At 69.1% G+C, this 17,458-nt stretch carries 19 protein-coding genes; 14 read left to right on the forward strand and 5 right to left on the reverse strand.

The window, feature by feature from the left end:
- Nucleotides 1–70: 70 nt before the first annotated feature.
- Nucleotides 71–799 (forward strand): phosphatidylserine decarboxylase, encoded by a 729-nt coding sequence (locus HMF7854_RS09645; protein ID WP_126718904.1) that lies wholly within the window; start codon nt 71–73, stop codon nt 797–799.
- A gap of 41 nt (nt 800–840) precedes the next feature.
- Nucleotides 841–1,596 carry a CDP-alcohol phosphatidyltransferase family protein gene (locus HMF7854_RS09650; RefSeq protein WP_126720158.1) on the forward strand — a complete coding sequence of 252 codons (756 nt, stop codon included), beginning with the start codon at nt 841–843 and terminating at the stop codon, nt 1,594–1,596.
- On the opposite strand, the gene HMF7854_RS09655 is transcribed toward HMF7854_RS09650, so the two are convergent.
- The gene (locus HMF7854_RS09655; protein WP_126718905.1) at nt 1,529–1,762 is read right to left on the reverse strand and encodes a hypothetical protein; all 234 of its coding nucleotides are present in this window, start codon (nt 1,760–1,762) and stop codon (nt 1,529–1,531) included. The genes HMF7854_RS09650 and HMF7854_RS09655 overlap by 68 nt on opposite strands.
- A 273-nt stretch (nt 1,763–2,035) precedes the next feature.
- On the opposite strand from HMF7854_RS09655, the gene rpsB reads away from it, so the two are divergent.
- The 11 genes from rpsB (at nt 2,036) to fabZ (ending at nt 12,708) form a co-directional block, all read left to right on the forward strand.
- Entirely contained in the window at nt 2,036–2,788 is a 753-nt protein-coding gene (gene rpsB, locus HMF7854_RS09660) for a 30S ribosomal protein S2 (protein ID WP_126718906.1), read from the forward strand.
- A gap of 83 nt (nt 2,789–2,871) precedes the next feature.
- Nucleotides 2,872–3,816 carry a translation elongation factor Ts gene (gene tsf / locus HMF7854_RS09665; protein WP_126718907.1) on the forward strand — a complete coding sequence of 315 codons (945 nt, stop codon included), beginning with the start codon at nt 2,872–2,874 and terminating at the stop codon, nt 3,814–3,816.
- 118 nt (nt 3,817–3,934) lie between these two features.
- Nucleotides 3,935–4,660, forward strand: a complete 726-nt coding sequence (gene pyrH, locus HMF7854_RS09670) for a UMP kinase (RefSeq protein ID WP_126718908.1) — start codon at nt 3,935–3,937, stop codon at nt 4,658–4,660.
- 3 nt (nt 4,661–4,663) lie between these two features.
- On the forward strand, nt 4,664–5,221 hold the full coding sequence (gene frr / locus HMF7854_RS09675) for a ribosome recycling factor (protein ID WP_126718909.1): 558 nt from the start codon (nt 4,664–4,666) through the stop codon (nt 5,219–5,221).
- Between the two features lie 83 nt (nt 5,222–5,304).
- Nucleotides 5,305–5,973: a polyprenyl diphosphate synthase gene (gene uppS, locus HMF7854_RS09680; RefSeq protein WP_126720159.1), complete on the forward strand. Its 669-nt coding sequence runs from the start codon at nt 5,305–5,307 to the stop codon at nt 5,971–5,973.
- A complete protein-coding gene (locus HMF7854_RS09685; RefSeq protein WP_126718910.1) occupies nt 5,970–6,623 on the forward strand; it encodes a phosphatidate cytidylyltransferase in 654 nt (217 codons plus the stop codon). The genes uppS and HMF7854_RS09685 overlap by 4 nt, the downstream gene beginning before the upstream one ends.
- Complete coding sequence (locus tag HMF7854_RS09690; RefSeq protein ID WP_126718911.1) at nt 6,623–7,780, forward strand: 1-deoxy-D-xylulose-5-phosphate reductoisomerase; 1,158 nt, start codon at nt 6,623–6,625, stop codon at nt 7,778–7,780. The genes HMF7854_RS09685 and HMF7854_RS09690 overlap by 1 nt, the downstream gene beginning before the upstream one ends.
- A complete protein-coding gene (gene rseP / locus HMF7854_RS09695) occupies nt 7,780–8,907 on the forward strand; it encodes an RIP metalloprotease RseP (RefSeq protein ID WP_126718912.1) in 1,128 nt (375 codons plus the stop codon). Before HMF7854_RS09690 ends, rseP begins: the two co-directional genes overlap by 1 nt.
- Nucleotides 8,908–9,015: 108 nt before the next feature.
- Nucleotides 9,016–11,643, forward strand: coding sequence for an outer membrane protein assembly factor BamA (gene bamA / locus HMF7854_RS09700; protein WP_126720160.1), 2,628 nt, complete (start codon nt 9,016–9,018; stop codon nt 11,641–11,643).
- Complete coding sequence (locus HMF7854_RS09705; protein WP_126718913.1) at nt 11,643–12,227, forward strand: OmpH/Skp family outer membrane protein; 585 nt, start codon at nt 11,643–11,645, stop codon at nt 12,225–12,227. The genes bamA and HMF7854_RS09705 overlap by 1 nt, the downstream gene beginning before the upstream one ends.
- Before the next feature lie 58 nt (nt 12,228–12,285).
- Nucleotides 12,286–12,708, forward strand: coding sequence for a 3-hydroxyacyl-ACP dehydratase FabZ (gene fabZ, locus HMF7854_RS09710; RefSeq protein WP_239017032.1), 423 nt, complete (start codon nt 12,286–12,288; stop codon nt 12,706–12,708).
- On the opposite strand, the gene HMF7854_RS09715 is transcribed toward fabZ, so the two are convergent.
- The 4 genes from HMF7854_RS09715 to HMF7854_RS09725 are packed head-to-tail and all read right to left on the reverse strand — an operon-like array spanning nt 12,674 to nt 16,917.
- Nucleotides 12,674–13,435: an ABC transporter ATP-binding protein gene (locus HMF7854_RS09715; RefSeq protein ID WP_126718915.1), complete on the reverse strand. Its 762-nt coding sequence runs from the start codon at nt 13,433–13,435 to the stop codon at nt 12,674–12,676. The genes fabZ and HMF7854_RS09715 overlap by 35 nt on opposite strands.
- A complete protein-coding gene (locus tag HMF7854_RS09720) occupies nt 13,396–14,316 on the reverse strand; it encodes an iron chelate uptake ABC transporter family permease subunit (protein WP_239016922.1) in 921 nt (306 codons plus the stop codon). The genes HMF7854_RS09715 and HMF7854_RS09720 overlap by 40 nt, the downstream gene beginning before the upstream one ends.
- A gap of 41 nt (nt 14,317–14,357) precedes the next feature.
- Nucleotides 14,358–15,098: an ABC transporter substrate-binding protein gene (locus HMF7854_RS16055; protein WP_239016923.1), complete on the reverse strand. Its 741-nt coding sequence runs from the start codon at nt 15,096–15,098 to the stop codon at nt 14,358–14,360.
- The gene (locus HMF7854_RS09725) at nt 15,067–16,917 is read right to left on the reverse strand and encodes a TonB-dependent receptor plug domain-containing protein (RefSeq protein WP_185829234.1); all 1,851 of its coding nucleotides are present in this window, start codon (nt 16,915–16,917) and stop codon (nt 15,067–15,069) included. Before HMF7854_RS09725 ends, HMF7854_RS16055 begins: the two co-directional genes overlap by 32 nt.
- Before the next feature lie 309 nt (nt 16,918–17,226).
- On the opposite strand from HMF7854_RS09725, the gene rpmE reads away from it, so the two are divergent.
- Nucleotides 17,227–17,457 (forward strand): 50S ribosomal protein L31, encoded by a 231-nt coding sequence (gene rpmE, locus HMF7854_RS09730; RefSeq protein WP_126718918.1) that lies wholly within the window; start codon nt 17,227–17,229, stop codon nt 17,455–17,457.
- The last annotated feature ends 1 nt before the right edge of the window (nt 17,458 follow it).

Raw genomic sequence — 17,458 nt, forward strand, 5'->3', positions numbered from 1 at the left:
CCTCTAGGACCGGAGGCGTTCCAAGGCAACTTGGGTTGTCGCCGAAAGGGACCACGTCTAGGAACGGCGAATGGCCGAAATCCAAAAACCCGACAGCCAGCTGACCGCCGTCAAGTGGCGCTTTCCCGATGTCCACCCGGAAGGCCGCAAGTTCACCCTGATCGCGCTCGCCGCGACGCTCATCGCCTATTTCGGGCTGAGCCATTTCATCGGCGTACTGCTGATCGGCGTGACGATCTGGGTCGCCGCCTTCTTCCGCGATCCCGTGCGCACCACGCCGCAGGACCCGCGCTTCGTCGTGTCGCCCGCGGACGGGATGGTGACGATGATCAAGCGGGTGCCTGCACCACCCGAGCTGCGCGCCGACATGGGGGAGGGCGAGTTCACCCGCGTGTCGATCTTCATGTCGGTCTTCGACGTCCACATCAACCGCACGCCGATTGCCGGGCGCATCCGGCGCATGGCCTATGTCCCGGGCAAGTTCGTCAATGCCGACCTCGACAAGGCGAGCGAGGACAATGAGCGGCAGCATTTCCTCGTCGAGCGCGAGGACGGCACCCGGATCGCCTTCACGCAGATCGCCGGCCTCGTCGCGCGTCGGATCCTCGCCTTCGTTCGGGAGGGCGACCAGGTCCAGGCCGGCGAGCGGATCGGGCTGATCCGCTTCGGCAGCCGGGTCGACGTGTTCCTTCCGGAGGGGACCGGGGCCAAGGTGCTGCTCGGCCAGCGGGCGATCGCCGGGGAGACGATCCTCGCGGAACTCGGCACCGACGAGACGCTGCGCGGTATCGCCCAGTGATCGAGCCGGGCGACGCCCCGCGTCGCATCCCGTTCCGGGCGATGATCCCCAACGCGGTCACCGCGCTGGCGCTGTGCTTCGGGCTGACCGGGGTCAGCATGGCGATCGGCGGCAAGTGGGATCAGGCGCTCGCCTGCATCATCATCGCCGGGGTGCTCGACGGGATGGACGGGCGGATCGCGCGACTGCTCCGGGCGCAGAGCAAGTTCGGGGCCGAGCTCGATTCGCTCAGCGACAATATCGCGTTCGGCACCGCGCCGGCGCTGATCCTGTTCCTCTGGTCGCTCAAGGCCGAGCCGCGGTTCGGCTGGCTGGCGGCGTTGGCCCTAGCGGTCTGCTGTGCGCTCCGCCTTGCCCGCTTCAACGCCCGGCTCGACGCCGCCGAGCAGCCGCACAAGTCGGCCGGCTTCAACACCGGCGTTCCGGCTCCGGCGGGGGCCGGGCTGGCCTTCGTTCCGATCTTCCTCTGGCTGATCAGCGGCAGCGAGTGGACCCGCGTCTGGTACGTGGTAATGCCGTGGACCCTGTTCATCGCCGCGCTAATGATCTCGGCCATTCCGACCTACAGCTGGGCGTCGATCCGGATCCGTCGCGACTGGCGGCTGTTCGCGCTCGCCGGTGTCGGCCTGCTCGGCGCCGCGCTGATCGTCGCGCCATGGCACACGCTGCTGGTGGTCGCGCTCCTCTACCTCGGCTCGCTGCCGCTCGGGCTCGCGAGCTATGCCCGCGTCAGGCGGCGGCGCGCCAGCCTGCTTGCGCCCGCACCGGAACCCGCTGCACCGGCCCACGGCCACTGAACCGCACTGTCACCGGGCGGGTCGCCAGCACCGGCTCGGCTGCCCAGCTGCGGCCCTTCAGCGCCGCCACGATCTTCGCGCCTTCCTGCTGCCAGGTGTCGATCGCGAACAGGGCAAGCATGGTGACGGTGACGAGGAAGGGGAGGATGGCAACGGCTGCGAGCATTGGCTGAACCTCTCTGAATTGTATCCCGTAACGGGTTCCGATTCGTTCTGTTCCGAAACGGGAACAGATTTCCTTGGAATGACGCCAATGTTCCCCTTCTGTTCCCGTCTGTCAAGCCTCCGCTTTGCGCCGAGCCCAAGCGCTTGAAAGATCAGCGCTCCTCCGCTAGGGGGCGCACCTCAACCCGCATGGGAAGCAACATAGCCCGGTGCGCGGGCGGCCTGGCCGCTGGCGTTCCCGCTTCCCAGAGGAACAACCGGAAGGAGATATCCTATGGCGACCAATGTCGTCACGCTGCAGCAATTGCTCGAGGCTGGCGCCCACTTCGGCCACCAGACCCATCGCTGGAATCCGCGGATGAAGCCGTATATCTTCGGCGACCGCAACGGCGTCCACATCATCGATCTCTCGCAGACCGTGCCGCTGTTCGCGCGCGCGCTCGACTTCGTCCAGCAGACCGTCGCCCGCGGCGGCAAGGTCCTGTTCGTCGGCACCAAGCGCCAGGCCCAGGATGCGGTGGCCGAGGCCGCCCGCACGTCGGGCCAGCATTTCGTCAACCATCGCTGGCTCGGCGGCATGCTGACCAACTGGAAGACCGTGTCCAACTCGATCAAGCGGCTCAAGAGCCTCGAGGAGCAGCTCGCCGGCGACACTGCGGGGCTGACCAAAAAGGAAGTGCTGCAGAACACCCGTGAGCGCGACAAGCTCGAGAAGAGCCTCGGCGGCATCCGCGACATGGGCGGCCTGCCCGACATCATGTTCGTGATCGACACCAACAAGGAAGAGCTGGCGATCAAGGAAGCCAACGTCCTCGGCATCCCGGTCGTGGCGATCCTCGACTCCAATTCGGATCCGAACGGCATCGCCTTCCCGGTTCCGGGCAACGACGACGCGAGCCGCGCCATCCGTCTCTATGCCGAGGCAATCGCGAGCGCTGCCAACAGCGGCAAGTCGGGCGGCGCCCAGTCGCGCGGCGAGGACCTCGGCGCGATGGCCGAGCCGCCGGCGGAAGCCGCGCTCGCCTAAGCTGCTGTGCCCCTGCGAAGGCGGGGGCCAGTCTTGTTCATCGAGACCCCCCGCCTTCGCCGGGGCACTAAAAGGATATTCTGATGGCTGAGATCACGGCCGCCAGCGTCAAGGAGCTGCGTGAGCGCACCGGCGCGGGCATGATGGACTGCAAGAAGGCGCTCGCCGAGAACAATGGCGAGATGGAAGCGTCGATCGACTGGCTGCGCGCCAAGGGCCTCGCTGCTGCCGCCAAGAAGGCCGGCCGCACCGCCGCCGAGGGTCTCGTCGGCGTGGCCGTCGAGGGCACCCGGGGCGCGGTCGTGGAGGTCAACTCCGAGACCGACTTCGTCGCCAAGAACGAGCAGTTCCAGGCGTTCGTCCGCGACGTCGCGAGCCTCGCGCTGCAGGCGAACGGTGACGTCGAGGCCTTGTCCAACGCGGCCTATCCGGGCGGCGGCACGGTCGCCGAGAAGCTGACCGCCAACATCGCCACCATCGGCGAGAACCAGTCGCTTCGCCGCACCGCGGTGCTCGACGTCAGCCAGGGCGCGGTCGTGAGCTACGTGCACAACGCCGTCGTTCCGGGTCTCGGCAAGATCGGCGTGCTCGTCGCGCTCGAGAGCGCGGCCCCGGCGGAAGCGCTGAACGGCCTCGGCAAGCAGCTCGCCATGCACATCGCCGCGGCCAATCCGCAGGCGCTCAACGCGGACGACCTTGACCCGGCGCTGATCGATCGCGAGCGCGCGATCGCCCAGGAGAAGGCGAACGAGAGCGGCAAGCCTGCCAACATCGTCGAGAAGATGGTCGAGGGCTCGATGGCCAAGTTCCGCAAGGAAAATGCGCTCGTCAGCCAGCTGTTCGTGATGGACAACAAGACTCCGGTCGCCGACGTCGTCGCCGCCGCCGGCAAGGAGGCCGGCGCGCCGGTCACGCTCAAGGCGTTCGTCCGCTTCCAGCTGGGCGAGGGCATCGCGAAGGAGCAGAGCGACTTCGCCGCCGAGGTCGCGGCTGCCGCCGGGACCAACAAGGCCGAGCCGGTCGCCTGATCCCGATCCGGTCCGGGACGCCCGGGCCGGAGATTGTGAGTTGGCAACGGGGCGGGTGCGCCATAGAAGCGCGCTCGCCCCGTTTGCTTATCCAGTTCGCCAAGGAATATCGCGCCGCATGACCCGCCCCCGCTTCAACCGCATTCTCTTGAAGCTGTCGGGCGAGGCGCTGATGGGACCGGGGCAGTTCGGCATCGACCCGGCGACGGTCGCCGGGATGGCGGCGGAAATCGCCGACGCCAAGCAGCGCGGCCACGAGTTGTGCCTGGTTGTCGGTGGCGGCAACATCTTCCGCGGCGTGGCCGGTGCCGCGGCCGGGTTCGAGCGCGCCAGCGCCGATTATATGGGCATGCTGGCGACCGTGATGAACGCGCTCGCGGTTCAGAACGCGCTCGAGAAGCTGGGGGTCGAGACCCGGGTCCAGTCGGCGATCCCGATGGACAATGTATGCGAGCGCTACATCCGCCGCCGCGCCGTCCGCCACATGGAGAAGGGCCGGATCGTCATCTTCGCCGCCGGCACCGGCAATCCCTATTTCACGACCGACACCGCCGCCGCGCTGCGCGCTGCCGAGATGAGCTGCGACGCGCTTTTCAAGGGCACCAGCGTCGACGGCGTCTACACCGCCGACCCCAAGAAGGTGCCCGACGCCAAGCGTTACGAGACCCTCGGCTTCAGCCGGGTCCTGGCCGACGACCTGCGCGTGATGGACGCCGCCGCCGTCGCCCTGTGCCGCGACAACAATATCCCGATCGTCGTCTTCAACATCCGCCAGCCGGGCAACCTCGCCCATGTGCTGGCCGGGGAGGGCACCGCGACGATCGTCCAGAACGAGGAGATCTGACCCATGCCCGCCTACAACAAGGCCGACATCCAGCGCCGCATGACCGGTGCCGTCGACGCGCTCAAGCACGATCTCGGCGGCCTGCGCACCGGGCGCGCCTCGACCGCGCTGCTCGACCCCATCCAGGTCGAGGTCTACGGCGCCAACATGCCGCTCAACCAGGTCGCGACCATCTCGGCTCCCGAGCCGCGGATGCTCAGCGTGCAGGTGTGGGACAAGTCCAACCTGTCGGCGGTCGAGAAGGCGATCCGCAACGCGGGGCTCGGCATCAACCCGATCACCGACGGGCCGAACATCCGCCTGCCGATCCCGGACCTCACCGAGGAGCGCCGCAAGGAGCTTGCCAAGCTCGCCAGCCAATATGCCGAGAAGGCGCGGATCGCGGTCCGCAACGTCCGCCGCGACGGGATGGACGCGCTCAAGACCGACGAGAAGAAGAAGGAAATCAGCGAGGACGAGCACAAGCGGCTCGACACCGAGGTGCAGAAGCTGACCGACGACACGATCAAGGAGATCGACACCGCGGCCGCCGCCAAGGAAAAGGAAATCCTCGGCAAGTGAAGATCGGGAAGGTCGAACGGCTCGGCGGTTCGCCGCTGCCGGGCGACTCCCCGGTGGCGGTCCCGCGCCACGTCGCGATCATCATGGACGGCAACGGCCGCTGGGCACAGCGGCGCCACCTGCCGCGGGTCGCCGGCCACCGTGCCGGCGCCGAGGCGGTCCGCCGCGCGATGACCGCGGCGCGCGACGCGGGCGTCGAGGTGCTGACCATCTACGCCTTCTCGAGCGAGAACTGGCGCCGCTCCGAGGAGGAGGTCAGCGCGCTCAAGGGCCTGCTCGGCTACTACGTCGACAAGGAACTGAAGACGCTCGAGAAGGAGGGCGTGCGCCTCCGGCTGATCGGCGAGCATGAAGCGTTCGGACCCGACCTCGCGCGGCGGCTCGAGACCGCGATGGCGCGGACTGCCGGGAACGACCGGCTGACCTTGGTGGTCGCGCTCAACTATGGCGGCCGCGCCGAGATCTGCGCCGCGACCCGCGAGCTGGCGCGGCGGGCCGCGGCGGGCGAGATGGCGCCGGAGGACATTGACGAGGCGGCGATCGGCGGGCTGCTCCAGACCCGCGAGCTGCCCGAGCTCGACCTCCTCATCCGCACCTCTGGCGAGCAGCGCCTGTCCAACTTCCTCCTCTGGCAGGCAGCTTATTCTGAGCTGGTCTTTACCGACACGCTGTGGCCGGACTTCGACGAGCAATGCTTCAACGATGCGCTGCATCAGTACGCGTCGCGGCAGCGCCGGTTCGGCGGGCGATGAGCGAACAGCAGGGCGCCAGCGAACTTACCAAGCGTGTTGTTGCCGGGGTGGCGATGGTCGTCGTCGCGCTTGCCGCGGCCTGGGCCGGCGGCACCGTCTTCGCGATTCTCTGCGCCGCCGCGGCGACCCTGATGTTCTACGAGTGGAGCCGCATGGTGCGGGGCTGGGGCTTCGCCTGGCAGGCCGCGGGGTTCGTCTATGCGCTGATCCCGGCACTGTCGCTGCTGTGGATCCGCGAACGCGCGCATGACGGGTTTGCGCAGCTCATGTGGGTGTTCCTTGTGACTTGGTCGGCCGACATCGGCGCCTACTTCACCGGCCGGGCGCTGGGCGGTCCCAAGCTGGCGCCGAGCATCAGTCCCAACAAGACCGTATCGGGCTTGGTCGGCGGGCTGGTCGCCGCCACCCTCGTCGCCGGCCTGTGGGTCGCAGCCAACCACCTTCAGGCGCGTTGGTACCTGCTGGCGCCGCTGTTCGCGTTCGCCAGCGCGATGGGCGACCTGTTCGAAAGCGGACTGAAGCGGAAGGCCGGCGTGAAGGATTCAGGAACGATCTTGCCTGGGCATGGCGGCGTTCTCGACCGTTTGGACGGGCTGGTCCCGGTGGCGGCGCTGGCCGGACTGACCGTGCTGCTGGGAGCGGCGGCCTGATGAAGCGGATTGCCATCCTCGGCGCCACCGGATCGATCGGCAAGTCGACGCTCGACCTCGTCGAGGCCAGCCCGGACGACTATCGGGTCACCGCGCTCACCGCCGCGACCGATGTCGACGGGCTCGCCGCGGCTGCGCGCCGGACCCGCGCCGGCCTGGCGGTGATCGCCGACGAGCGCCGGCTCGACGACCTTCGATCGGCATTGGCGGGCACCTCGACCCGGGTCGCGGCCGGACGCGCCGCGCTGTCCGAGGCCGCCGTAGCCGACGCCGACTGGGTGATGGCCGCGATCGTCGGCTGCGCGGGGCTCGAGCCGGTCATGGCCGCCGTCGACGCGGGCCTCTCGGTTGCGCTCGCCAACAAGGAGGCACTGGTTACCGCCGGCACGCTGATGACCCGCGCGGCCGAGCGATCGGACGCAACCATCCTGCCGGTCGACAGCGAACATAACGCCATTTTTCAATGCCTTGCCGGGCAGAACCAAGATGCCGTCGCAAGGCTTGTGCTGACCTCCAGCGGCGGGCCGTTCCGAACCTGGACGGCGGAGCGGATGGCCGGCGCCTCGCCCGAGCAGGCGGTCGCCCACCCCAATTGGTCGATGGGCGCCAAGATCAGCGTCGACAGCGCGACGATGATGAACAAGGGGCTCGAGCTGATCGAGGCCCATCACCTCTTCGCGATGCCGTCGGCGCAGATCGACATTCTCGTCCACCCGCAGTCGGTGATCCACTCGCTGGTCGAGTTCACCGACGGTTCAATGCTCGCTCAGCTAGGATCGCCCGACATGCGGATCCCGATCGCCCACACGCTGGCCTGGCCGCAACGGATGCAGACCCGGGCCCAGCGGCTCGACCTTGCCGCCGTCGCGCAGTTGAGCTTCGAAAGTCCCGATCCCGTCCGCTTCCCCGCGCTCCGGCTGGCCCGCGCGGCGCTCGAGGGTGGCGGCGCGGCGCCGATCGTCCTCAACGCCGCCAACGAGATCGCAGTCGCCGCCTTCCTCGACCGGCGGCTCCCGTTCGGACGCATCGCGGCCCTGGTCGAGGATGCCTTGGACCGATCCACCGCGACGGCGCCGACCTCGATTGGCGACGTGCTCGAGATCGACCGCACAACCCGGCGCGCCGCCGACGCGCTCCTGCCCGCGATGGCCGCCTGATGCTTCCGCAGCCGCCGGTCTGGTTCATCGCAATCGCCTTCATCGCGGCGCTCGGCCCGTTGGTCTTCTTCCACGAGCTCGGCCATTACCTCGTCGCGCGCTGGTTCGGAATCGGGGCCGAGACCTTCTCGATAGGGTTCGGGCGCGAGATCGCCGGCTGGAGCGACCGCCGCGGCACCCGCTGGCAGATCGGCTGGCTGCCGTTCGGCGGTTACGTGAAATTCACCGGCGACATGGATCCGGCCAGCCAGGGTGCGCGTAAGGACCTTCCCCCGGAGGTCGCCGTGCGGAGCTTCCACACCAAGCCTTGGTGGCAGCGCTTCCTGGTAGTGCTGGCCGGCCCGATGGCCAATTTCCTGCTCGCGATCCTCATTGTCGCCGGGCTGTTCGCCATTCAAGGCGAGCCGCGCACTCCGCCGGTCGTCAACATGGTCCAGCCCGGCAGCGCGGCCGCCCAGGCCGGCTTCCGGCCGGGCGACCGCATCGTCGCCGCCAACGGGCGCGGGATCGACGATTTCAGCCAGCTGAGCGAGTTCGTGATGCTTCGGCCGGGTGCCGACGTGACGATCCAGTTCGTTCGCGGCGGTCAGACGTTCTCCACTACCGCGCACGTCCGGCGCGAGGTGCAGCGCGATCGCTTCGGCCAGACCTTCCAGATCGGCCGGCTCGGCATCTATGCGACCGGTCGCGACTACCAGCGGGTCTCGCCGCTGCGGCTGCTCCCCGATGCCGCCGGCTTCACGGTGCGGATGACGCGCTCGATGGTCGACGGCATCTGGCAGATCGTCACCGGCCGGCTGTCCGCCGACCAGATCGGCGGCCCCTTGAAGATGGCTCAGATCGCGGGCCAGCAGGCGTCGCTCGGCCTTGTCGACTTCGTCTGGCTGCTGGCGCTCTTCTCCATAAACCTCGGGTTCATCAACCTCTTGCCAGTTCCCATGCTCGACGGTGGACATCTGGCTTTCTACCTGGCCGAGGCGGTTCGCCGCCGACCGGTCAGCGAGCGGGCTCAGGAGTGGGCGTTTCGGGGAGGGTTTGCGGCATTGCTGACGCTGCTCCTCTTCACCACCGTTAACGATCTTGGCTCGCTGGGGCTGTGGGAAAGGCTCGAGCGCTTGATTGGCTGACCGGCTTGGGGCAGGGGGCTGACGGGCAGATTGAACGAGGCGGCGCCGCGGACAGGGGCAGCGCCACCTTAAGCTTTAGGCGGGGACCGCGTGATTTCGACCAAGGCCATGACTTATCGGCAGCGTGCTGGCGCCGCCCTGCTTATCAGCACGGCGCTGACCTCCTGGTCGGCACCGCTCCTGGCGCAGGCGGCCCCGGCGCCGGCCCAGACCACCCCGCAGCAGGCTCCGGCCGCGGAGCCGCAGGCGCCCGCCGCCGCGCCGGCACCCGTCGTCGCCGCGCCGACGCAGGGCACGATCCGCTCGGTCCGGGTGGTCGGTACCGAGCGCCTCGAGGCGGAGACGGTGCGTCAGTATGCGAACCTCTCGCCCGGCCAGACCTACACCGCCGAGACGCTCGACCAGGCGATCAAGGATCTCTACGCGACCGAGCTGTTCGCCGACGCCCAGATCGGCGGCGGCAACACCGGCGACATCGTCATCACGGTGCGCGAGAACCCGGTCATCAACCGCATCGTGCTCGAGGGCAACAAGCGGCTCAAGAGCGACAAGATCAACCCCGAGATCAAGCTCGCGCCGCGGCAGATCTTCACCCGTTCCAAGGTCCGCGCCGACGTCGATCGGATCATCGAACTGTACAAGCGGCAGGGCCGCTTCGCCGCGACGGTCGAGCCGAAGGTCGTCCAGCTCGACCAGAACCGCGTCGACCTCATCTTCGAGATCAACGAGGGTGACCTCTCCAAGGTCCGCGCGATCAACATCATCGGCAACAAGAGCTTCGGCCACGACCGCCTGGTGAAGGAGATGTACACCAAGCAGGCGGGCGGGTTCCTCGGCTTTTTGAAGTCGAACGACACCTATGACCCGGACCGGCTCGCGGCCGACCAGCAGAAGCTCCGCGCCTTCTACCTGACCCAAGGCTATGCCGACTTCCGGGTCGTCCAGGCGCTCGCCGAGCTGACCCCGGACCGCCGCGACTTCATCATCACCTACGTCGTCGAGGAAGGTCCGCGCTACAAGTTCGGGAAGATCGACGCCGACAGCCAGCTGCGCGACTTCGCAAACGCCGAGGTGCTTAAGACCGCCAACATCAAGACGGGCACCTGGTTCAACGCCAAGCAGATCGAGGATTCGGTCACCGCTTTGAACGAGAAGGCGGGCGGCCTCGGCTACGCCTTCGCGGACATCGATCCCGACTACAACCGCAACGTCGAAACCAAGACGATGGACGTGACCTTCAAGGTCAACGAGACGCCGCGCGTCTACGTCGAGCGGATCGAGATCACTGGCAACACCAACACGCGCGACAAGGTCATCCGCCGCGAGTTCCGCATCAACGAGGGCGACGCCTTCAACGCGCAGCGGATCAAGCGCACCCAGGACCGCATCCAGAGCCTCGGCTATTTCCAGGACAAGCTGGAGGTCAAGCAGGCGCAGGGCTCCGCGGCCGACCGGGTGGTGCTCAGCACCGACGTCCAGGAAAAGTCGACCGGCCAGCTCCAGGTGTCCGCCGGCTACTCCAGCCTCGAGAAGTTCATCGTCGCCTTGTCGGTCGAGCAGAACAACTTCCGCGGCATGGGCCAGTCGCTCAGCGCCGGGGTCAACTACAGCCGCTACTCGAAGTCGGTGCAGCTGGGCTTCACCGAGCCCTATCTGTTCGACAAGCAGGTGCTGCTCGGCGGCGAAATCTACCGCCGCGACCTCAACAGCTTCAACTACATCGGGAACGAGCGCAACACGACCTATTCGCAGACGACCACGGGCGGCGGGCTCCGGCTAGGCTTCCCGGTCAACGAATATCTGACGATCGGCACGCGCTACAGCCTGAACTTCGACAAGATCTCGCTTGATCAGAGCACCTTCTATACCAACGGCGTCTGCGATCCGCTGAAGGCCGGCACCTACCTGTGTGACGAGCTCGGCAAGCGGACGACCTCGTCGATCGGCTACAGCTTCGCCTACGACAACACCAACGGCATTCGCGCGACCCGAGGGCAGCGGGCGGTGTTCAGCCAGGACTTCGCGGGCCTCGGCGGCGACGTGCGCTACCTGCGGACCCAGGCCAATGGCACGAAATACTGGGGCCTGCCGCGCGGCTTCATCCTCTCGGCCCATGCCGAGGGCGGCTACATCAAGGCGCTCAAGAGCTCGTCGGATCCGACCAAGGATCCGATCCGCCTGAACGACCGCTTCTTCGGGCAGGACCTCCGCGGCTTCGACATCCGCGGCATTGGTCCGCGGGTCATCCGCACGCCGTACGACATCACCACCGGCAACCTGGTGGCGGTGGACAAGAACAACCGCATCACCGATGCGCTGGGCGGCCGAGCCTACTACATGGGCCGGCTCGAGCTCGAGATCCCGTTGTCGTCGGCGGCCCGCAACCTCGGCCTCCGCCCGTCGGCGTTCGTTGACGTCGGCTCGGTCTTCGGGCTGCGGACCCCGGCCCTCCAGAACTTTCTGGCGCGCTGCATCGACTCGACAACCGGCAATACGGTTTCGACGATCGCGCCTGGCTCGACTGTCCCGGTGACCTGCCCGACCGGCCAGACCGCGGTGGCGGGCTACCAAGAAGTCTTCTCTGGCAACTCGCCCAAGCCGCGTGTCTCGGTCGGCATCGGCGTCAACTGGACCTCGCCGTTCGGCCCGCTGCGCATCGATCTCGCTAAGGCGCTGGTCAAGCAGCCGGGCGACGAAACCAAGCTCTTCTCCTTCAACGTAGGAACGTCCTTCTGATGAACAGCAAGCTTCTTCTTGCCGCGGTCGCGGCGACCCTCGTCACGGCGCCGGGTGCCGCGCTGGCGCAGCGCGCGCCTGCCGCCACGATCGTCGTCGTCGACACGGCGCGGGTCTATCGCGACTGCAACGCCTGCCGCACCGCCGCCACCAACCTGCAGGGCCAGCTGACCAGCGCGCAGCAGCGCGCGCAGACGCTCGGCCAGCAGCTGCAGACCGAGCAGGCGTCGCTGCAGACCGCGGTCGCGGCGCTCAAGGGCAAGGATCCGGATGCCGCGCTCAAGGGTCGCATCACCGCCTTCCAGCAGCGCCAGCAGAACGCCCAGCAGGAGCTGGCGCGGCTGCAGACGAACATCCAGTCGACCCAGGCGAACGTGACTCGCCAGATCGACGCCAAGATCGGCCCGATCTACCAGCAGGTGATGACCACGCGCGGCGCCAACATGGCCGTCGACGTTGGCGCCACGCTGGCCAGCGCGGCCGGTCTGGACGTCACCAACGACGTTCTCGCTGCGCTCAACAGCCAGCTTCCGAGCGTCAGCGTCACCCCGCTGCCGCAGCAGGCGCAGCCGCAGGGCCGCTAGTCGGGTGGCGGACACGGACGCCGGCGCCGCGCTCGGCCCGCTCGACGTGACGCGGGTCATGGCGGCGCTGCCGCACCGCTACCCGATGCTGCTCGTCGATCGGGTCGAGGAGCTGGTCCGGGACCAGCGGATCCGCGCCGTCAAGGCGGTGACGATCAACGAGGGCTTCTTCCAGGGGCATTTCCCCGGACGGCCGATCATGCCGGGCGTGCTGATCGTCGAGGCGCTGGCGCAGGCCGCCGGCGTGCTCGCGGTCGAAAGCCTTGGGCTCGCCGGCTCGGGCAAGCTCGTCTATTTCATGGCGATTGACGGCGCGAAGTTCCGCGTCCCGGTCGAGCCGGGCGTGCTGCTCCACCTCGAGGTGGAATTCGTCCAGAAGCGCTCGAGCGTGTGCAAGTTCGCGGGCCGCGCGCTGGTCGACGGCAAGCTCGCCGCCGAGGCGAACTTCACGGCGATGATCGCGGATCCGCCGAAGGCCTGAGGCCGAGTTCGACGGCGTCGAGTCGGAAGGCTTCGGCGAAGCTTGCGGAATCAAGGACGTGGGCCGGGTCGCCGTCGGCGGTGACCCGGCCTTCGTGCATCAGCAGCAACCGTTCGAAGCGTGGCGCCTGCGCAAGGTCGTGCAGCGCGACCAGCACCGCGGCGCCGCGCCCCGCCTCGGCTCCCAGCAGCTCGAGCGTTCGCAGCACCCACCAGGGATCCAGATTGGCGAGCGGCTCGTCGAGCAGCAGCACGCGCGGCCGACCGGCCAGGGCCCGCGCGAGGAGCACGCGGGCGCGCTCTCCGGTCGAAAGCCGGTCGAGCGGCCGCTCGGCGAAGCGCGAAACCTCCAGCGCGGCCATCAACTCCTCGACGCGGGCGGGATCGGGGCGATCGAGGCCCAGCGCGATCACGTCCTGCGCGGCGATCGGCCAATGCGCGTCGCGCGACGCTGGGAGGTAGGCGAGCAGCTGGCGGCGGCGCGCCGGGGCGACCCGGCCCAGCTCCTCGCCGGCAACGCGCACCGTCCCGCTCGCCTCGGGATCGATGCCGGCCAGCGCACGGAGCAGGCTCGTCTTGCCGCCGCCGTTCGGCCCGATCACTGCTGCCAGCGCTCCGGCCGACAGGGTCAGCCCCGTCGGCTGCAGCCGGCCGGCAACCTCGAGGCGGTCGGCGGCGAGCAGCGCCGTCATGGCGTCAGCCTCCAGCGCATCTGCACCAGCAGCCATAGGAACAGCGGCGTGCCGAGCAGCGCGGTGATCGCGCCCGGCGGGATCGAGCGGCCGAGCGGCGCCAGCCGGCTCAGCAGGTCGGCCAGCCCGAGCAGCAGCGCCCCGAGCAGCCCGGCGGGGAGCAGGGCGCGGCCGGGATGCCCGCGGGTCAGGCGCCGCGCGAGCACGGGGGCGACCAGGCCGATGAAGCCGACCGCGCCGCCCACGGCCACGCAGGCGCCGACGGCCACCGCGACCAGCACCACCACTTCCCGGCGCAGCCGTCCGGTGCGCACCCCGAGCGAGGCGGCGACGTCCTCGCCGAGCGCCAGCCGGTCGAGCGCGCGGCTTCGCGCCAGGAGCAGGGCGCAGGCCCCCGCCGCGGGGAGCAGCACCGCCGCCTGCGCCAGGCTGCGATCGGCGAAGTCGCCGAGCAGCCAGGAAAAGGCTTCGTAGAAGGCGAAGGGCGAGGGCGCGAGCGCCAGTGCCAGCGTGGTCGCGGCGCCCGCGGCGAGGCTAATCGCGAGCCCGGCCAGCAGCATGGTCAGCGGATCGGCGCGGCGTCCGGCCAGCGCGAGAAGCAGGAGCAAGGCCAGCAGGGCGCCCGTCGCCGCGCCGAAGCCCAGCGCCAGCGGGCCGGTGAGGCCGAGCCAGGCGCTTGCAGCCACCGCCCCCAGCGCCGCGCCGCTGGAGGAGCCGGTCAGGTCGGGTGACGCTAGGGGATTGGCGAACAACGCCTGCAGCGCCGCGCCGCAGATGCCGAGGACGGCCCCGTAGCCGAGCGCAAGCAAGGCCCGCGGGAGCCGAAGCTCGACGAAGATCTCGCGGGCGAGGGCCGGGTCGAGCCGGGCGAGCGCCCGCAACGGCGCGAGCGGCACGCAAAGCTCCAGCACCGCCACCAGCAGGAGCGACGCCAGGCCGAGCAGGACGGCGGTGCGGCTCAGCCTCGCCTCCGCAATCGCTCGACCTCGTCGATCATGGTCGGTCCGGCACAGGTCCAGCGGCGGCCGTCGGCAACGAGCCTGCGGCTGGCCGCGCGCTGCACCAGCGGATGCCGTAGCCAGTCCCGCCCGCGCGACTGCTGGTCGGAGCGATAATTGCTGACGATCAGCCACTTGGGCGGGTTGGCGGCGAGCGTCTCGAGGCTCAGCCGATTGCCGGGGAGGGAGCGCTGCCGAAAACCGGCAAGGCGCAGCCATCGCGCGCCGAGACTGTCCGGCGCCAGCGACTGGCCCGCGTTGGCGACGAAAATGGCGTCCTCGGCGCGCGGCGGCGGGCTCCGCTGAAGCATGGCGAGGCGGGCGATCTGGCTACTGGCGCGGGCCGGTTCACCGAGCGCGGATGCGACCTGCCGGAGGTTGGCGGCCACGTCCGCCAGGCTGGCCGGACTGCGCAGGTCGAGGACCCGCAGTCCCAGCCGCCGGGCGATCAGCCCGGTCGCACGGCCACCGCCACCCATGGTGAGCACGAGATCGGGACGGCTCGCCAGCGCCGTCTCGAGCGTGCCGGCGTTGCGAGGAAACGGCCGTGCCTGCCGCCACAGCGCCGACTCCGCGGGATCACTGCTGAGGTAGGACAGGCTGGCGATCTCCGGCGGACGCGCCAGCAGCAGCAGATATTCGTCGGCGCAAAGGTTGAGCGAAGCGACCCTAGCGGTCCAGAGCAAGGCGGATGCCAGCATCGATGCTCCTCCCCTCGGTGCGGTAGCCGACCACGTCCTGGTAGCGCGCGTCGAAGGCGTTGGCGACGCGGACGAAGGCATTGAGCCGACTGTTCAGGGCATAGGCGGCCCGTGCTCCGACGAGCGCATAGCCGTGGAGCCGCACCCGCTGGGCCGGGGAGACGTCGAAGTCGGTGTCGAAGCGCACGCCGACATAGGCGAGCGAGGCGCCATAGCTGAACTTGCCGGTCGCGCCGTCGAGCAGGACCGCGCCGCTGTGCCGCGGCCGCCGCTCCTCACGGGTGGCGGTGTCGGTGGGCTCGACCTGCTGGGTGGCGTGGAGCCAGGCATAGTTGGCGCTCAGCCGAAGCGCGGATGAGGGAGACCAGCCGAGGGTCAGTTCGGCGCCCTCGCGCCGGCTCCGCCCCGTGGCATTGGCCGTGGTGGAGAGGAAGGTCGCACCATCGAAGCGGGTGACGATCTCGTCCTTCAGATGCTGGCGATAGAGGGTCGCGGAGGCGTCCCAGGCCCGCCGCTTCCAGCGCAGCGAAACCTCGCCCCCGCGGGAGCGCTCCGGGAGTATGTTCGGATTGCCGACGAAACTGCCGGGAAAGAAGCCGTAGAGATCGGTGAAAGTGGGCTGCGCAATTCCCTCGCTATACGAAGCGGTTAGCGCCAGTGCCTCGGACAGCTTTAGAAGCGCCGAGGCGCGCAGGCTGGTGGCGTCGTGGAAGCGGTTGAAGGCGTCCCGGCGGAGCGCGAGGTCGGTGACAAGCCGCCCCGTCCAGTCGGCCCGCCACTCGCCCGTGACCGAGCGATGGCGCCGGGTGCGTCGCTGGTCGGTGAAGCCGCCGTAGACCGCGTCGGAGGCGGTGTAGCGCTCGTTCTCCTGCTCGACTGCGGCGGTGAGCTGCTGCTTGACCGATCCGGTGGCGAAGCGGCGCGAGACCTGCGCGGCATAGGTGGCACGCCGGGCGTCGGTGCGGTTGAGATAGGTGTCGCCGAGATCGTTGCGGTTGGTCGAACCGAGCAGCGAGGCGGAGAGGCTGGCGCTCCAGTCCTGGTCCTGGTGCGACAGCCAGGCCCGCCCGGCGCTCAGCCGGTTGTGGCTGTTGTCGAGCGTGTCGGCGTGAAGGAAAGTGACGGGATTATAGCCGTCGAAGTCGCTTCGGGCGCGGATCGCGAAACCACTCAGGCCCGCCTCGTTGCCGCCGCCCAAGGTCAGTGCGGCGCGGCCGCGGAAACTGGCGTTCCAGTAGCCGTCCTTGTCCCCGCCGGGCCCGCCGAAACTGTCGATCCCGGTGGCGCGCTGGTAGCCGCCCCCGAGCGCCACGCTGAGCGGCCCCTGCGCGAAGCCGGTGCCGGCGGAGACACGGGCGAAGCCGAACGAACCGGCCTCAACCGTTGCCGCGGTCACCGCCTTGCGATCGCTGTCGACGGCGACCACTCCGCCGATCGCTTCCGAGCCCCACAGCGCCGACTGCGGCCCGCGGACCACCTCGATCCGTGAGGCGAGGTCGGTCGAGAGCAGTTCGAACCGGGGTTCGTTGCCGGCGGCGGGGTCGTTGGCGCGGATCCCGTCGATGAACAGCAAGGTGTGGTTCGCCTCGGCGCCGCGGATCCGGAGCTGGGCCTGCGACCCCGCCGAACCGCTGGTCGCCAGCGAGGCCGACGGGGTCAGCCGGAGCAGGCTGTCGGCGAGCGGCTCGCCGAGACGCTGGATCGTATCCGCGTCGAGGACGGTGGCGCTGGCAGCGCTGTCCGACTGCGGCTCGGGCGTCCGCGACGCGGTGACGACAATGGCGGTGGCGGGCGGGGCAGGGGGAAGGTCGGCGAACATACGGTCTCTCCGTGGCAACGACATGAAGTCGTCACGGAGGGCACGAACCGGCCCACGCCCCGCCGCTGGTCCCGGCAACGAAGACGGACGACGGACCGGGCCAGCGATCTGGCTTCTCCCGCGCCTCGTCGGAGGCGAAGGATCACAGTTGCGGGCACAGCGCCGGTCTTGCACCGGACTTCCCTGGGTCCCGATCCTGGCCGGGCCGCTATGAGCCTGCCCGAGCCTTGTCAATCCGCGGCCCGTCCGCTAGGGCGCGCTCCGCATCCGGGCTGGTCGGAAACCAGCCGAGCTCAAGGACAAGAGATCATGAAGAACGGGAGCCACCCCGACTATCACTTCATCACCGTCGAGATGACCGACGGGACGAAGTTCCAGACCCGCTCCACCTACGGCAAGGAGGGCGACACCCTCCACCTCGACATCGATCCGACGGTGCATCCGGCCTGGACCGGCGGCAATGCCCGCGTGCTCGACAGCGGCGGCCAGGTGGCGCGCTTCAACAAGCGCTTCGGCGGGCTGACGCTCGGCAAGAAGTAAG

The sequence above is a fragment of the Sphingomonas ginkgonis genome, assembly GCF_003970925.1.
Taxonomy (GTDB): Bacteria; Pseudomonadota; Alphaproteobacteria; order Sphingomonadales; family Sphingomonadaceae; genus Sphingomicrobium; species Sphingomicrobium ginkgonis.

Bases quoted from the DNA above. Each gene is read 5' to 3' on its own strand.
- HMF7854_RS09645 (WP_126718904.1), top strand. From the start codon at position 71: ATGGCCGAAATCCAAAAACCCGACAGCCAGCTGACCGCCGTCAAGTGG.
- HMF7854_RS09650 (WP_126720158.1), top strand. From the start codon at position 841: ATGATCCCCAACGCGGTCACCGCGCTGGCGCTGTGCTTCGGGCTGACC.
- HMF7854_RS09655 (WP_126718905.1), bottom strand. From the start codon at position 1,762: ATGCTCGCAGCCGTTGCCATCCTCCCCTTCCTCGTCACCGTCACCATG.
- rpsB (WP_126718906.1), top strand. From the start codon at position 2,036: ATGGCGACCAATGTCGTCACGCTGCAGCAATTGCTCGAGGCTGGCGCC.
- tsf (WP_126718907.1), top strand. From the start codon at position 2,872: ATGGCTGAGATCACGGCCGCCAGCGTCAAGGAGCTGCGTGAGCGCACC.
- pyrH (WP_126718908.1), top strand. From the start codon at position 3,935: ATGACCCGCCCCCGCTTCAACCGCATTCTCTTGAAGCTGTCGGGCGAG.
- frr (WP_126718909.1), top strand. From the start codon at position 4,664: ATGCCCGCCTACAACAAGGCCGACATCCAGCGCCGCATGACCGGTGCC.
- uppS (WP_126720159.1), top strand. From the start codon at position 5,305: ATGGACGGCAACGGCCGCTGGGCACAGCGGCGCCACCTGCCGCGGGTC.
- HMF7854_RS09685 (WP_126718910.1), top strand. From the start codon at position 5,970: ATGAGCGAACAGCAGGGCGCCAGCGAACTTACCAAGCGTGTTGTTGCC.
- HMF7854_RS09690 (WP_126718911.1), top strand. From the start codon at position 6,623: ATGAAGCGGATTGCCATCCTCGGCGCCACCGGATCGATCGGCAAGTCG.
- rseP (WP_126718912.1), top strand. From the start codon at position 7,780: ATGCTTCCGCAGCCGCCGGTCTGGTTCATCGCAATCGCCTTCATCGCG.
- bamA (WP_126720160.1), top strand. From the start codon at position 9,016: ATGACTTATCGGCAGCGTGCTGGCGCCGCCCTGCTTATCAGCACGGCG.
- HMF7854_RS09705 (WP_126718913.1), top strand. From the start codon at position 11,643: ATGAACAGCAAGCTTCTTCTTGCCGCGGTCGCGGCGACCCTCGTCACG.
- fabZ (WP_239017032.1), top strand. From the start codon at position 12,286: ATGGCGGCGCTGCCGCACCGCTACCCGATGCTGCTCGTCGATCGGGTC.
- HMF7854_RS09715 (WP_126718915.1), bottom strand. From the start codon at position 13,435: ATGGCTGCTGGTGCAGATGCGCTGGAGGCTGACGCCATGACGGCGCTG.
- HMF7854_RS16055 (WP_239016923.1), bottom strand. From the start codon at position 15,098: ATGCTGGCATCCGCCTTGCTCTGGACCGCTAGGGTCGCTTCGCTCAAC.
- HMF7854_RS09725 (WP_185829234.1), bottom strand. From the start codon at position 16,917: ATGTTCGCCGACCTTCCCCCTGCCCCGCCCGCCACCGCCATTGTCGTC.
- rpmE (WP_126718918.1), top strand. From the start codon at position 17,227: ATGAAGAACGGGAGCCACCCCGACTATCACTTCATCACCGTCGAGATG.